The following is a 15,227-nucleotide window of genomic DNA, read 5'->3' on the forward strand; positions in this document are numbered from 1 at the left end:
TGCCGAGTACGCTCCGTGTGCCATGCGACGCCTCACGCGCCCCGGTCCCCTCTCCCGCCCTTCCCCCGAGCGTCTGCGGGCACCGGGCGGGCCGGGGAACCTTCCCGCGGAACTCAACCGCTTCATCGGCCGCGACGACGAACTGGCCACGCTGGCGCGGCAGCTGGAATCGGCCCGGCTGGTGACGCTCACCGGGCTCGGCGGCATCGGGAAGTCACGCCTTGCCCGCCAGGGCTCAGCGATCTTGCAGGATCGCTTCTGCGATGGGGTGTGGCTGGTCGAACTCGCGTCCCTGCGCGAACCGCACCTCCTGGACCACGCCGTCGCCGAGGCGCTGGCGCCGGCCGACCGCGGCGGCCGGCCGGTGCGCGCCGCGCTCTGTGACCACCTCGCCGGCCGTGAACTGCTGCTCGTCCTGGACGGCTATGAGCACCTGGTCGACGCCTGTGCCGAGCTGACCGCGGAGCTGCTGCGCCGCGCGCCCGGGCTGCGGGTGCTGGCCGCCGGACGACGCCCGCTCGGACTCCCCGGCGAGCAGAACATGGCGCTGGCACCGTTGAACACCGCCGATGCGACCGCCCTGTTCGCCGACCGCGCGGCGGCGGTGCTCGGTGCCTTCACCGTCGAGGAGGCCAACGAGGCCGCGGTCACCGAGCTCTGTGAGCGGCTCGACGGGATTCCGCTCGCGCTGGAGCTGGCCGCCGGGCGGCTGCGCGCGCTCTCCGTCGACCAGGTGCTCCAGCGGCTCGACGACCGCTTCCGGCTGCTGACCGGCACCGGCCGCGGTGCCCTGCCGCGCCACCAGACGCTGCGTACCGCGATCGGCTGGAGCCATGAGCTGTGTACGCCCGGGGAGCGGCTGCTGTGGGCGCGGCTGTCGGTCTTCGCCGGGCAGTTCGACCTGGAGGCGGTGGAGTACGTCTGCTCCGGCCCGGAGCTGCCGGCCGGGGAACTCCTCGATGTCATCGCGGAGTTGGTCGCCCAGTCGGTGCTGGTGCGGGAGGAGACCGCGGCCGGGGTGCGCTACCGGATGCTGGACACCGTACGGGCCTACGGCGCGGACTGGCTGGCGGCGACGCACGACGGTGACCGGCTGCGGCGCCGGCACCGCGATTGGTACCTGGGGCTGGCCACCTGGTGCGAACTGGACTGGTTCAGCTCCCGGCAGGCCGAGATCGCCGCCCGGATCGAGGCCGAGCTGCCCAATCTGCGGGTGGCGCTGGAGCAGAGCCTGGAGTGCCCCGCCGATACCCATCTGGGCCAGTATCTGGCGGGCACCCTGTGGTTCTACTGGGTGGGCTGCGGCCGGCTCTCCGAGGGCCGGCACTGGCTGGACCGGGCCCTGGAGCTGGAGAGCGACCACGACGACGCACGGCTGAAGGCGCTGTGGGTGACCGGCTATGTCGCGGTGCTCCAGGGGGACACCATCGGCGCGCTGGGGGCACTACAGGAGTGCCGGGACGAGGCCGAGCGGACCGGCAACGCCACCGCGGCCGCGTACGCGCTGCACCGCACCGGCTGTCTGGCGCTGGTCTGCGACGACATGCCGCGCGCCGAGGAGCTGCTGCGCGGGGCGCTGCGGCGCTACCGGGAGATCGGCGAGCTCAACGGCACCGTGCTGCTGGCACAGGTCGAGCTGGCGATGGCGGTGGCCTTCCGGGGCGAGCCGGCGGACGCGGTGCGGCTGTGCGAGGACGTCGTGGAGGTGTGTGCGGACCACGGGGAGCGCTGGACGCGGGCGTACGCCCAGTTCGTGCTGGGGTACGCGGCCTGGTCACGGGGCGACGGCGAGCGGGCCCGGGCCCTGCTGGAGGAGTCGCTGGCCGTCCATCACACCTTCCACGACCTGCTGGGCGTGGTACTGGCGCTCGAACTGCTGGCGATGGTGACGCTCGGCGAGGGGGACGCGGAGGCGGCGGCGGTGCTCCAGGGCGCCGCGGGGCGGATCTGGCCGTCGGTGGGGCTGCCGCTGTTCGGCTCGCGCCACTTCCGCCGGCCGCACGTGCTGTGCGAGGAACAGGCGCGGCAGCGGCTGGGGGCCGAGCGCTACGAGCGTGCCCGGCGCAGGGGCGAGCGCCTCGGCCTGGACGCGGCGGTGGCCCGGGGGCTGCGGACCGATGGTCCGGCGCCCACCCGGCCCCGGACGGTGCGGATCGCGCCGCCGGGCACGAGCGAGCCCGCCGCCTCCCCCTCCGCGAGCGGCGGGGAGACGGCGGGCTGAGCGTGGTGCTGCGCCTGCGGTGGTGCTTAGCGGGCGTAGTACTCGACGACGAGCTGCTCGTCGCAGATCACCGGGATCTCCTTGCGGTTCGGGTCCCGGTCGAGGCGGAACGCCAGAGCCTGGAGGTTGACCTCGAGGTAGCGCGGGGTCTCGCCGTCGGGGGCGTAGCCACCCTCACGCGCGACCTGGAAGGGGTGCTTCTCGCGGCTGCGCTCGCGGACCATCACGACGTCGCCGGGGCGGACGCGGAAGGACGGCTTGTCGACCTTGCGGTCGTTCACCGAGATGTGGCCGTGGACGACCATCTGGCGAGCCTGGTAGATCGTGCGGGCGATGCCCGAACGCAGGACGAGCGCGTCCAGACGGCGCTCAAGCTCGATGATCAGCGCTTCGCCGGTCTTGCCTTCGACCTTCCGAGCGCGGTCGTAGGCACGCGCCATCTGGCGCTCGCTGATGTCGTACTGCGCACGCAGGCGCTGCTTCTCGAGCAGACGGACCTTGTAGTCACTGGTCTGCTTGCGGCCACGGCCGTGCTCGCCGGGCGGGTAGGGACGGGCCTCGAAGTACTTGACGGCCTTCGGCGTCAGCGCGATGCCGAGCGCGCGGGACTTCTTGACCTTGGGACGCGACTGGTTCACGTGGAACGGACCTCCGTGTAAGTTAGGTGAGGCTTACCTTAGCGCGAGGAGAACGCATGTTTCGACCTGGGATCCCCCTGCCCAGTGCACACCGCACCGAGGCGGGTCAGCCGCGTCCCGTGGAAGGCGCCCAGCAGCCCACTGCCGCCGAGCGCATACGAACCCTCGTCGAATCCAATGGTATGGCGTCTCTGAGCATCCCCGGTGTCGAGGACCCCGACGAGACCGGACTCTCGGCACCGGTCTGCCGGACCGTGACACCCGACGGAGACGTGCTGTTGCTGGTTTCCGGGGACTCTGCGGCGGCTCGGGCGGCGGCACACGCGCAGGACGACGACCTCACGGTCGTGATGGAGATCACGGATGTCGCGCCCGTTTCGGTGCCCCATCGCATCCGCGGACGGGCCTGGGTGGCCGGCTGGCTCACCCCCGTCCGCAATGAGCAGCGGGCCGAGGCGGCGCTGCTGCTCGCGGAGCGGCACCCGGTGGGCGAGCTGCTCGGCCTCGGGGAGGCGCTCCAGCCGGACCCCGCACCGGGCCTGTACGGGCGGACCGCCTGGATGATGCTGCGCCTGGAGGTCGGCGAGGGCGCGGTGGACGATCTGTGGGGCGCCGAGTCCGTCGAACCGGACGACTTCGCCGACGCGGCCGCCGATCCCCTCGTCGCCCACGAGGCGGAGCTGCTCCAGCATCTGCACGCCGCGCACAGCGACCAGGTACGCGGGCTGTGCACCCTGCTCGGCGACCGCAGGGACGTCTGCGGGCTGCGCGGCCGGGCCGTGCCGGTGGGCCTGGACCGCTTCGGGCTGCGGGTCCGCTTCACCGACGCCGAGGAGCACACCTTCGACGCGCGGTTCGACTTTCCCGAGCCCGTGCGGGACGTGGCGGAGCTGCGGCGGGCGATGCATCTGCTCTTCGAGGCGGCGGCCGAGTAGTCACCGGGCGCCGTCCCGCGGAGGGCTACTCGGCGGCGTTCTCACCGGAGTCGGCGCGCAGGCGCGTCCGCACCCGCTCGACGACATCGGCGTAGCGCGCCTCCGCACCATGGCGGGTGGGCTCGTAATAGCGCTTGCCGTGCACCTCGTCCGGCGCGTACTGCTGGGCGGCGATACCGCCCGGCAGGTCGTGCGGATATTGATAGCCCTGGCCGTGGCCGAGCTTCTGAGCGCCCTTGTAGTGGCTGTCACGCAGATGCAGCGGCACCGCCCCCGCCTGACCGGCGCGGACGTCCGCCAGGGCGGCGTCGATGGCCATATACGCGGCGTTCGACTTCGGCGCCAGGGCGAGCGCGATGGTGGCCTGGCTCAGCGTGATCCGCGCCTCCGGGAATCCGATCATCGCCACGGCCTGGGCGGCGGCGACCGCGGTCGGCAGCGCCGTGGGATCGGCCAGGCCGATGTCCTCGCTCGCCGAGATCATCAGCCGGCGGGCGATGAACCGCGGGTCCTCCCCCGCCTCGATCATGCGCGCCAGGTAGTGCAGCGCGGCGTCGACGTCCGAGCCACGGATGGACTTGATCAGCGCGCTGGCGACGTCGTAGTGCTGGTCACCGTCCCGGTCGTACTTCACCGCCGCGCGGTCGACGGACTCCTCCAGCGTCTGGAGGGTGATCTCCTTCTCGCCCTTGGCCAGCGCGGAACCGGCACCGGCCTCCAGGGCCGTCAGCGCACGCCGGGCATCGCCGCCGGCGATCCGCAGCAGATGCCCCTCGGTGTCCTCGGGCAGGGTCACCGCGCCCGCCAGCCCGCGCGCATCGGTCAGCGCACGCCGCAGCAGCCCGCGCAGATCGTCGTCCGTGAGGGGTTCGAGCGTCAGCAGCAGGGAGCGGGAGAGCAGCGGCGAGATCACCGAGAAATACGGGTTCTCGGTCGTCGCGGCGATCAGGGTGACCCAGCGGTTCTCCACGGCGGGCAGCAGGGAGTCCTGCTGGGCCTTGCTGAAGCGGTGGATCTCGTCGAGGAAGAGGACGGTCTCCTTGCCGTAGCCGCCCGAGGCCCGCCGTGCGCCGTCGATGACCGCGCGGACCTCCTTGACGCCCGCCGTGATCGCCGAGAGCTCCACGAAGCGCTTGTTCGTCGCCTGGCTGACGACATAGGCGAGGGTCGTCTTGCCGATTCCGGGCGGCCCCCACAGGAACACCGAGGACGGCCCGGCGGGCCCTCCTCCGCCCTCGCCGACGAGGCGGCGCAGCGGCGAGCCCGGCTTGAGCAGATGCTGCTGGCCCACGACTTCGTCGAGGGTGCGCGGGCGCATCCGGACGGCGAGCGGGGACCCCGCGGGGTCCTTCTCCTGGCGGTCTTCGGCAGCGGCGGTGAACAGGTCGGGCTCCACGATCACGAGCCTAAGCCACCCCACTGACAACGCCCCGGCCGCCGTCATGGACGGGGCCGGGGCACGGGCAACGCGGCGGGCGGGACCTCAGATCAGGCTGCTCCAGTACGACCACCACTTGGTGAGGATCAGCAGCGCGATCACGCCGTACCAGAGCACCGGCACGACCCAGTGGAACTCCAGCACGGTCCGGCGCAGCCCCGCGGGGGCCGGGATGATGCCGTGCTTGAGGTTGTGCACGGTGGTGTACCAGAACATCAGGATCGTGATCATCCAGGTCAGCGTGCACCACAGACACAGGGAGTTGATCACGTACAGCGACTGGGACATCAGCCACATGCAGAAGACCGTGCCGAGCAGCGTGCCGATGTTCAGCCCGATCCAGTACCAGCGGCGGAAGCGGCCGCCGGCCAGCAGGGCCACGCCGATCGCGATCACCACGCCGAAGCAGACCAGGCCGGCGAGCGGGTTCGGGAAACCGAAGGCCTCCGCCTGCTTGCTCTGCATGACGTTGCCGCAGGAGACGATCGGGTTGAGGCTGCAGGCGGGCTTGTAGTTCGGGTTCTTCAGCAGCTCGAACTTGTCCAGGGTGATGACCCAGGCCGCCAGCAGACCCAGCGCGCCGGTGATCACCAGGAGCAGGGCGTATCCGCGACCCGAGCCGATGGTGCCCGGGCCGCTCGCGCGGTCGTCGTCGGTGGACACGTCGTCAAGCGCTGTCGTCGTCATATCGCCGTTCCGTCGATCCCTGCTAGTAGGGGCTGAGCGCGGGCCCGATCGCGGCCACGCCGTTCATTCTGCCCCAACTCCACCATGCCCCACCGTGCGATGAGCATAAAGAAGAGCCGCCCGCACACAGCGTTCTCTCAGTATTCGCCGGGCCACCGCCCCCTCTGCCGCCCGCCACCACCGGTGCGGCCGTGCCGGAAACCCTTCGCCGGGATGACGGCGCCGCAGCCGTTGACACCGGGCGCCCGGCGGCACGGAGGACCCGGCACGCACGAAGGGCCCGGCCGGCCGATCGCCGTCCGGGCCCCTCGGGGTCCGCCGTCCCGCGGCCTCAGCCCAGCGTGCGCCGGACCTCGTCGGCCACGGTGTCCAGCGCGACCGCGGTCTGCTCACCGCTCTCCAGGTCCTTGAGCTGGACGACGCCCTCGGCCAGGTCCCGCTCGCCCGCCACCAGCGCCAGCCGCGCGCCGGAGCGGTTGGCCGACTTCATGGCGTTCTTCAGGCCCTTGCCGCCGAACGCGAAGTCGGTGGCGACGCCGGACCGGCGCAGCTCGGTGACCACGCCGAACAGCACCCGGCGGGCCTCCTCGCCGAGCGGTACCGCGTAGACGGCCGTGGCGGCGGGGATGTCGAGCGTGACGCCCTCCGCCTCCAGCGCCAGCACCGTGCGGTCGACGCCCAGCGCCCAGCCGACGGACGGCAGCGCGGGGCCGCCGATCATCTCCGAGAGTCCGTCGTAGCGGCCGCCGCCGCCCACCGCGGACTGCGAGCCGAGGCCGTCGTGGACGAACTCGAAGGTGGTGCGGGTGTAGTAGTCCAGGCCGCGGACCAGCTTCTCGTCGTCCTCGAAGGCCACGCCCGCCGCGGTCAGCAGCTCACGCACCTGCTCGTGGTACGCCTTGCAGGCCTCGCAGAGGTAGTCGCGGAGCTTGGGCGCCCCGTCGAGCTGCTTCTGCACCGCCTCGCGCTTGTCGTCCAGGACGCGCAGCGGGTTGATGTCGACCCGGCGCCGGGTGTCGTCGTCCAGGTCGAGGCCGCGCAGGAAGTCCTGGAGGGCGGCCCGGTAGACGGGGCGGCACTCCTTGTCGCCCAGGGAGTTGAGCAGGATGCGGAAGTTCCGCAGCCCCAGTGCGCGGTAGGCCTGGTCGGCCAGGATGATCAACTCGGCGTCCAGCGCCGGGTCTTCGGCACCGATGGCCTCGGCGCCGACCTGGGAGAAGTGGCGGTAACGGCCCTTCTGCGGACGCTCGTAGCGGTAGTACGAGCCGGAGTACCAGAGCTTGACCGGGAGGTTGCCCGCCTTGTGGAGGTTGGCCTCCAGTGCGGCACGCAGCACGGACGCGGTGCCCTCGGGGCGCAGCGCGAGCTGGTCGCCGCCCTTGGTCTCGAAGGCGTACATCTCCTTGGTCACGATGTCGGTGGACTCACCGACACCGCGCGCGAACAGCTCGACATTCTCGAAACCGGGCGTCTCGATGTAGCCGTACCCGGAGTTCTTCAGCGGCGCGGCGATCGCCTCGCGCACCGCGAGATAGGTGGCGGACTGCGGCGGAATCAGGTCGTACGTGCCCTTGGGGGCCTTGAAGGTGCTCACGGAAGGTCTCGTCACATTCCTCGTCGTGGAGCGGCGCTGAAGCCGTCTCCGAGGCCGGCGGCCACCTCCCGCAGGAAGGGGTTGGTGGCGCGCTCGCGGCCGATGGTGGTCTGGGGGCCGTGGCCGGACAGGACGACGGTCGAGTCCTCCAGCGGCAGGCACACGCGCGCCAGCGACTGGAGGATCTCGGCGTGGTCGCCGCCCGGCAGGTCGGTGCGTCCGATGGAGCCGGCGAAGAGCAGGTCGCCGGAGAAGAAGACCGGCGGAATATCGGCCTGCTCGGGCATCCTGAACGTCACCGACCCCTTGGTATGGCCCGGGGCGTGCGCGACGGAGAACTCCATCCCGGCGAGTTCCAGGGCGGCACCGTCGCTCAGCTCCTTGACGTCGTCCGGCTCCCCCACGGTGAGTTCGCCCATGAGCTGCTGACCGATGGAGATGCCCAGGGCCTTCTCCGGGTCGCTCATCATGAAGCGGTCCTCGGGGTGGATCCAGGCCGGGACGTCGTGCGCGCCGCACACCGGGACCACGGAGGCGACATGGTCGATGTGGCCATGGGTGAGAACGACCGCGACGGGCTTGAGCCGATGCTTTGCGACCGCGTCCTCGACGCCTTGGGCCGCCTGGTGGCCCGGGTCGATGATGACGCACTCCTCGCCGGCGGCGGGGGCGACCAAGTAGCAATTGGTGCCCCAGGCCCCGGCGGGGAACCCGGCAATCAGCACGTTCGTCCTTAAAGGTCGGTGGTGGGACTCGGTCCACGGGACCGCTCCCGGAACATCTCGGCAGCTCCAGAGCCTACCGGCGGGACTCCCGGCAGAGCGAACCCGTATACGGTACGGCCACGGCGACGACAGCGATCGGTGATCGGACGAAGGAGACGACCGGTGGTCAGCAGAGATCAGCGGCGGCGGCAGCTCGCCAGGGAGAAGTACGAGCGCCAGCAGCAACGGCGGTCCGCAGCACAGCGGAAGACCAAACGCCGCAATGTGGTCATCGCGTCCGCCATGGCCGTCGCCCTGGCCGCCGGCGTCACCGCGTATGCCACCACCGGGCTGGCGGGCGCCGGCCAGGACGCCGACCGGGCTGCTCCCCCGTCCCCCTCCAAGGCGCCGGACCCGTGCGGCAAGCCTGCCAAGGGCACCCCGTCCACCAAGACCTGGAAGAAGGAGCCGGCGATGTCCGTGGACACCTCGGCCTCCTACTCCGCGAAGCTGGCGACGACCTGCGGCACGATCGGGCTGAAGCTGGACGCCGGCAAGGCACCGCACACCGTCAACTCCTTCGCCTTCCTGGCCGGTCAGGGCTACTTCGACCACAGCAAGTGCCACCGCCTGGTCGACCAGGGCATCTACGTCCTTCAGTGCGGCGACCCGAAGGGCACCGGCCAGGGCACGCCCGGCTACACCATCCCGGACGAGAACCTCAAGGACCCCCGGCTCAAGGGCGGCGTCTATCCGGCGGGCACGGTCGCGATGGCCAACCGCTACGACGGGCAGAGCGACAAGACCCGGGACTCCGGCGGCAGCCAGTTCTTCCTCGTCTACCAGGACAGCAAGCTGCCCCCCAACTACACACCGTTCGGCACCGTCACCGGCGGTATGGACGTGCTGCGGAAGATCGCCAAGGCCGGTTCGACGCCCGACCCGCAGACCGGCAACACCGCGCCGAACGCCACCGTCGTGATCGACCGGGCAACCGTCAAAAAGTCCTGACCTGCCGGGCGACCTGGGGCGGTGCGGCGGCCCCCGCCACGCGAACCGCGGAATTTCGGTCGTGCTGGATGCGGACAGCCGACCGCCGGTCGCCTAGATTGGCGTTGGGTAGGGTGCCTGCTCCGACGGCTGCCACCCTCACCCGCAATTCAGCCCGTCGGACCGGTCAGGGCGCGGCTCTGCCGGACAGAAACTGTGGACGATGCCGGGGGGCCGCACGCCCCCGTCGGCATCATGTGGAGGAGGCGCTGTGAGCAGCGACCCATGGGGCCGCGTCGACGAGACGGGGACCGTGTACGTGCGTACCGCCGATGGCGAGCAGGTCGTCGGATCGTGGCAGGCGGGCACTCCCGAGGAGGCCCTCGCCTACTTCGAGCGCAAGTATGAGGGCCTGGTCGTCGAGATCGGCCTCCTCGAGCGCCGGGTCAAGACCACCGACCTGTCGGCGAAGGACGCCACGACCGCGATCGAGCATCTGCGCACCCAGGTCGACGAACACCACGCGGTGGGCGACCTGGACGCGCTGAAGAAGCGGCTCGACAAGCTCGTCGAGGCCGTCGAATCGCGCCGCGAGGAGCGCAAGGCACAGAAGGCACGGCAGAGCCACGAGGCCCGGGAGGCCAAGGAGAAGCTGGTCGCCGAGGCCGAGGAGCTGGCCGCCAGTGAGCAGTGGCGGGCGGCCGGTGAACGGCTGCGCGCGCTGGTCGACACCTGGAAGAGCCTGCCGCGGCTCGACCGCAAGGCGGACGACGAACTCTGGCACCGCTTCTCGCACGCCCGCTCGGCGTTCTCCAAGCGGCGCAAGGCGCACTTCGCGTCGCTGGACGCGCAGCGCGAGGAGTCCCGTAAGGCGAAGGAGAAGCTGGTCGCCGAGGCCGAGGCGCTGTCGAACTCGACGGACTGGGGGGCCACCGCGGCCCGCTACCGCGAGCTGATGGCGGACTGGAAGGCGGCCGGCCGCGCGCAGCGCGAGCACGAGGACGATCTGTGGAACCGCTTCCGCGGCGCCCAGGACATCTTCTTCCAGGCGCGCGGCGAGGTCTTCGCGGAGCGCGATGCCGAGCAGCGGGAGAATCTGACCCGCAAGGAGGAGCTGGCCGTCGAGGCCGAGAAGCTGCTGCCCGTCTCGGACCTCAAGGGCGCGCGGGCCGCGTTCCGCTCGATCAATGAGCGGTGGGAGGCCATCGGCCATGTGCCGCGGGACGCCCGCCCGAAGATCGAGGGCCGGATGCACGCCGTCGAGCGGGCCATCCAGGAGGCCGAGGAGAGCGAGTGGCGCCGGACGAACCCTGAGGCGCGGGCCCGCGCCGCGGGGCTGACCGGCCAGCTCCAGGACGCGGTCGACAAGCTGGAGAAGCAGATCGACACGGCGCGGGCGGCGGGCAACAACGCCAAGGCCGACAAGCTCGGCCGGGAGCTGGAAGGCCGCAAGGCGCTGCTGGACCAGGCGCTCAAGGGCCTGGAAGAGTTCGGCGGATAGCACGGAACAGCGGGCGGCCCCGGTACGGATTCCGTACCGGGGCCGCCCGCTGTGTACGCCGTTACGGCCTTCTGGCCGACGTCACCCGGTACACGTCGTAGACGCCCTCCACGCTCCGTACGGCCTTCAGGACGTGGCCCAGGTGCTTGGGGTCGCCCATCTCGAAGGTGAAGCGGGAGGTGGCGACGCGGTCGCGGGAGGTCTGGACGGCGGCCGACAGGATGTTGACGTGCTGGTCGGACAGGATCCGGGTGACGTCCGACAGCAGGCGGGAGCGGTCCAGCGCCTCGACCTGGATGGCGACCAGGAAGACCGAGGACTGGGTGGGCGCCCACTCGACGTCGAGTATCCGCTCCGGCTGCCGGGACAGCGAGTCGACATTGACGCAGTCGGCGCGGTGCACCGAGACGCCGTTGCCGCGGGTGACGAAGCCGATGATGGGGTCGCCCGGCACCGGAGTGCAGCAGCGGGCCAGCTTGACCCACACATCGTCGACGCCCTTGACGACCACCCCGGGGTCGGCGCTGGAACGGCGCTTGGAACGCGGCCGGATCGGGGTCGACTCGGCGATGTCCTCGGTGGCCTCGTCCTGGCCGCCGAGCGCCTGCACCAGCTTCTGGACGACGCCCTGCGCGGCGACATGGCCCTCGCCGATGGCCGCGTAGAGCGAGGAGATGTCGGGGTAGCGCATCTCGTGCGCGAGGGTGACCAGGGAGTCGCCGGTCAGAATCCGCTGGATCGGCAGGTTCTGCTTGCGCATGGCGCGCGCGATGGAGTCCTTGCCCTGCTCGATGGCCTCGTCGCGGCGCTCCTTGGAGAACCAGCCGCGGATCTTGTTGCGGGCCCGCGGGGACTTGACGAAGCCGAGCCAGTCACGGGACGGCCCGGCGCCCGGCGCCTTGGAGGTGAAGACCTCCACCAAGTCGCCGTTGTCCAGGGTCGATTCGAGCGGGACGAGGCGCCCGTTGACCCGCGCCCCTATCGTGCGGTGGCCGACCTCGGTGTGCACCGCGTACGCGAAGTCGACGGGGGTGGCACCGGCCGGCAGCGCTATGACGTCGCCCTTGGGCGTGAAGACGAAGACCTCGTTGCGGGACAGGTCGAAGCGCAGCGACTCCAGGAACTCGCCGGGGTCCTCGGTCTCCTTCTGCCAGTCGAGCAACTGCCGCAGCCAGGCCATGTCGTTGACGGTGTCCTGGCCCTTGCCGGCGTTCTTCGGCACATCCGTACGGATCTTGGAGGCGCCGGCCACCGCTTCCTGCTTGTACTTCCAGTGCGCGGCGATGCCGTACTCGGCGCGGCGGTGCATGTCGAACGTACGGATCTGGAGCTCAACGGGCTTGCCGCTGGGGCCGATCACGGTCGTGTGCAGCGACTGGTACATGTTGAACTTCGGCATCGCGATGTAGTCCTTGAACCGGCCGGGGACCGGGTTCCATCGCGCGTGGATGGTGCCGAGTGCCGCGTAGCAGTCGCGGACGGTGTCGACGAGGACGCGGATGCCCACCAGGTCGTAGATCTCGGCGAAGTCGCGGCCGCGGACGATCATCTTCTGGTAGACGCTGTAGTAGTGCTTGGGCCGCCCCGTGACGGTGGCCTTGATGCGCGCGGACCGCAGATCGGCCTGGACCTCGTCGGTCACTATGGCCAGATACTCGTCCCGCTTGGGCGCCCGCTCGGCGACCAGCCGCACGATCTCGTCGTACATCTTGGGGTAGAGGATCGCGAAGGCGAGGTCCTCCAGCTCCCACTTGATGGTGTTCATGCCCAGGCGGTGGGCGAGCGGAGCGTAGATCTCCAGCGTCTCGCGGGCCTTCTTCTCCTGCTTCTCCCGCTTGAGGTAACGCATGGTGCGCATGTTGTGCAGCCGGTCGGCGAGCTTGATGACCAGGACACGCGGGTCCTTGGCCATCGCGACGACCATCTTGCGCACGGTCTCGGCCTGCGCGGCCTCGCCGAACTTGACCTTGTCCAGCTTGGTGACGCCGTCGACCAGCAGCGCGACCTGGTCGCCGAAGTCACGGCGCAGGGTGTCCAGGCCGTATTCGGTGTCCTCGACGGTGTCGTGCAGCAGGCCCGCCATCAGCGTGGCCGGGTCCATGCCCAGCTCGGCGAGGATCGTCGTCACCGCGAGCGGGTGGGTGATGTACGGGTCGCCGCTCTTGCGCTTCTGGCCGCGGTGCCAGCGCTCGGCGACCTGGTAGGCCCGCTCGACCTGGCGCAGCGTCGCGGTCTCGATCTTGGGGTCATTGCCGCGGACGGCCCGCAGCAGCGGCTCCAGGACCGGGTTGTACGGGCTGGAGCGCTGGACGCCCAGCCGGGCCAGCCGGGCCCGTACCCGGTTCGGGGAGCCGGAGCGGCCGGCGGGGGCGGGCGGCAGCGGCTTGGTGGCGGCGGGCTGGTCGGCCTTGGCGGGCGGCTTGGGCGCCCGGGACGGCGTGGAGCCCGGCTGGGACGAGGAGGCGGCGGGCCCCGGCTTGGGCGCCGTACGGGGCCGCTCGGCGGGCGCCGGTGACGCGGAGGTCGGGCCGGCCGGCGGCCGGGGCGTGGCGGTGCCGTCGGGCGCGCCCTGCCGCTCGGGCTGGGGCGCGTCCGAGGAAGCCACGTCCGTGGGCTTCGGCTCGTCCGGGCGCGCGGCGTCGGATCCCGTCGGACGCAGTCCGGGGGAGAGCGGCTGGGCCTCGTCTGGCAAGAGCACTCCTCAGGCGGTTCCGGACCCCAGAACCTCTCACGGGTCGGGGTGCCATGGTATCGACCCCGGGGCCGCGACTCCCCCGCGGCCATGGGTCCGTACATGACACAGCAGCGGGGGCACCCGGATTCTTCCGGATGCCCCCGCTGCCGAGGTGCTGTGTGCGACCGGCTCAGACCGTGATCAGGGCCTCCAGCGGAGCGCCCTTGAGCCCCGGCTCCAGCCGCTGCCGCCCGGCCAGGAAGCCGAGCTCCAGCAGCACGGCCAGGCCCGCGACCTCGGCACCCGCACGGCGGATGAGCTGAAGCGAGGCGTCGGCGGTCCCGCCGGTGGCCAGGACGTCATCGATCACCAGCACCCGGTCGCCCGGGACCAGCGCATCGCTGTGGATCTCGATCTCGGCCGTGCCGTACTCCAGCTCGTAGGCCTGCCCGAGCGTCGTGCCGGGCAGCTTGCCGGCCTTGCGGACGGGGACGAAGCCGACGCCGGCCCGGACCGCGACCGGAGCGGCGAGTATGAACCCGCGCGCCTCCAGGCCCACGATCTTGTCCACGCGGTGCCGTCCGCACAGCTCGGCGAACGCCTCGGTCAGCGCGCCGAAGGCGGCCGGATCGGCCAGCAGCGGGGTGATGTCCTTGAACATCACACCCGGCTGCGGGTAATCCGGGATGTCCGTGATCCGGCTGAGCAGGAGCTCGCGCAGTTCCGCCGGGGCGCTCACCGGCGCTTGCCCGAGGGGCGACCACGTCCGCGGTTACGGGAGGCGGGCTGCTGGCGCGGTCCGACGACCGCGGCACCGTCCTCGGCATCGGCCGGGGCCGAGTCCTCGGTGTCCTCCTGGCTCGCCTCCTTGGCCGCGGCCGCGGCGCGCTTCGCCTTCACTCGCTTGGCCAGTGCCTTGATCTGCGGCTCGCGGTTCTTCAGGTCGGCGACCAGCGGCGTCGCGATGAAGATCGACGAGTACGCACCGGCGGCGAGGCCGACGAACAGGGCCAGCGAGATGTCGTTGAGCATGCCCGCGCCCAGGAAACCGCCGCCGACGAACAGCAGACCGGCGACCGGGAGCAGCGCCACGACCGTGGTGTTGATCGACCGCACCAGGGTGCTGTTGATCGAGCGGTTGGCGATCTCGCTGTACGTGAAGCGGTTCTGCTTGGTGAGGTCCTTGGAGGCTTCCTTGAGGCTGTCGAAGACGACGACCGTGTCGTACAGGGAGTAACCGAGGATCGTGAGCAGACCGATGACCGTGCCAGGGGTGACCTCGAAGCCGACCAAGGCGTAGACACCGACCGTGATCGTGAGGTCGTGGATCAGCGCGATCAGGGCGGCGAGTGCCATCCGCCACTCGAAGGCGATCGCCAGATAGAGCACCACGAGGACCATGAAGATCCCCAGACCCAGCCAGGCCTTGTTGGCGATCTCCTCACCCCAGCTCGGGCCGACCAACTGGGTGTTGACGTCCTTGACCGGGATGTTCAGGTCCTTGGCGAGCTCTTCCTGGACCGGCACCGCCTGCTTGGTGTCCAGACCGCTGATCTGGATGCGCAGGGCGCCGCTGCCGAGCTTCTGCACCACGGCCTGGTGGCCGCCCGAGGCCGACTCGGCCTGGTGCTGGGCCGCCGAGGCGGACACGGAGGTCTCCGGGGTGCTGAAGACCGCGCCGCCGGAGAACTCGATGCCCATGTTCAGGCCGCGCACCGCCAGGCCGACGATGGCCGTGATGGTGATGAGGATCGAGATGCCGTACCAGATCTTCCGCTTGCCGATGAAGTCGTAGCCGACCTCGCCGCGGTAGAGCCGGGCGCCGAGGTTTCCGAGCTTGGACAT

Annotated in this window: 12 protein-coding genes; 4 read left to right on the forward strand and 8 right to left on the reverse strand. The window is 71.0% G+C overall.

The annotated features are described in order from the left end of the window. The first annotated feature begins 22 nt into the window (after window positions 1-22). The gene (locus tag TU31_RS20745; protein ID WP_042156884.1) at window positions 23-2,221 is read left to right on the forward strand and encodes an ATP-binding protein; all 2,199 of its coding nucleotides are present in this window, start codon (window positions 23-25) and stop codon (window positions 2,219-2,221) included. A 26-nt stretch (window positions 2,222-2,247) separates the two neighbouring features. On the opposite strand, the gene rpsD is transcribed toward TU31_RS20745, so the two are convergent. Next, a complete protein-coding gene (rpsD, locus tag TU31_RS20750) occupies window positions 2,248-2,859 on the reverse strand; it encodes a 30S ribosomal protein S4 (RefSeq protein ID WP_045867327.1) in 612 nt (203 codons plus the stop codon). Between the two features lie 182 nt (window positions 2,860-3,041). Here rpsD and TU31_RS20755 point away from each other — a divergent pair, with 182 nt between their 5' ends. Continuing rightward, window positions 3,042-3,794, forward strand: coding sequence for a DUF2470 domain-containing protein (locus TU31_RS20755; protein WP_042156886.1), 753 nt, complete (start codon window positions 3,042-3,044; stop codon window positions 3,792-3,794). A gap of 25 nt (window positions 3,795-3,819) precedes the next feature. On the opposite strand, the gene TU31_RS20760 is transcribed toward TU31_RS20755, so the two are convergent. The 4 genes from TU31_RS20760 to TU31_RS20775 all read right to left on the reverse strand — a co-directional run bounded on the left by TU31_RS20760 (window position 3,820) and on the right by TU31_RS20775 (window position 8,238). Further along, on the reverse strand, window positions 3,820-5,190 hold the full coding sequence (locus tag TU31_RS20760; RefSeq protein WP_042157549.1) for a replication-associated recombination protein A: 1,371 nt from the start codon (window positions 5,188-5,190) through the stop codon (window positions 3,820-3,822). Between the two features lie 87 nt (window positions 5,191-5,277). Further along, window positions 5,278-5,919: a vitamin K epoxide reductase family protein gene (locus tag TU31_RS20765; protein WP_042156888.1), complete on the reverse strand. Its 642-nt coding sequence runs from the start codon at window positions 5,917-5,919 to the stop codon at window positions 5,278-5,280. Between the two features lie 331 nt (window positions 5,920-6,250). Beyond that, on the reverse strand, window positions 6,251-7,513 hold the full coding sequence (gene hisS, locus TU31_RS20770) for a histidine--tRNA ligase (RefSeq protein ID WP_042156891.1): 1,263 nt from the start codon (window positions 7,511-7,513) through the stop codon (window positions 6,251-6,253). A gap of 11 nt (window positions 7,514-7,524) precedes the next feature. Beyond that, window positions 7,525-8,238 carry an MBL fold metallo-hydrolase gene (locus TU31_RS20775; protein ID WP_042156893.1) on the reverse strand — a complete coding sequence of 238 codons (714 nt, stop codon included), beginning with the start codon at window positions 8,236-8,238 and terminating at the stop codon, window positions 7,525-7,527. Window positions 8,239-8,400: 162 nt separating this feature from the next. On the opposite strand from TU31_RS20775, the gene TU31_RS20780 reads away from it, so the two are divergent. Next, entirely contained in the window at window positions 8,401-9,228 is an 828-nt protein-coding gene (locus TU31_RS20780; protein WP_042156895.1) for a peptidylprolyl isomerase, read from the forward strand. 250 nt (window positions 9,229-9,478) lie between these two features. Then, complete coding sequence (locus TU31_RS20785; RefSeq protein WP_042156897.1) at window positions 9,479-10,708, forward strand: DUF349 domain-containing protein; 1,230 nt, start codon at window positions 9,479-9,481, stop codon at window positions 10,706-10,708. A 61-nt stretch (window positions 10,709-10,769) separates the two neighbouring features. Here the strand turns inward: TU31_RS20785 and TU31_RS20790 are convergent, their stop codons facing one another. From TU31_RS20790 to secF, 3 genes are all read right to left on the reverse strand, one after another. Continuing rightward, window positions 10,770-13,400, reverse strand: a complete 2,631-nt coding sequence (locus TU31_RS20790; protein WP_107070727.1) for a RelA/SpoT family protein — start codon at window positions 13,398-13,400, stop codon at window positions 10,770-10,772. Window positions 13,401-13,572: 172 nt separating this feature from the next. Beyond that, on the reverse strand, window positions 13,573-14,121 hold the full coding sequence (locus TU31_RS20795) for an adenine phosphoribosyltransferase (protein WP_042156900.1): 549 nt from the start codon (window positions 14,119-14,121) through the stop codon (window positions 13,573-13,575). Further along, complete coding sequence (secF, locus tag TU31_RS20800; RefSeq protein WP_042156901.1) at window positions 14,118-15,227, reverse strand: protein translocase subunit SecF; 1,110 nt, start codon at window positions 15,225-15,227, stop codon at window positions 14,118-14,120. The genes TU31_RS20795 and secF overlap by 4 nt, the downstream gene beginning before the upstream one ends.

The organism is Streptomyces lydicamycinicus, from assembly GCF_000829715.2.
Lineage (GTDB): Bacteria > Actinomycetota > Actinomycetes > Streptomycetales > Streptomycetaceae > Streptomyces > Streptomyces lydicamycinicus.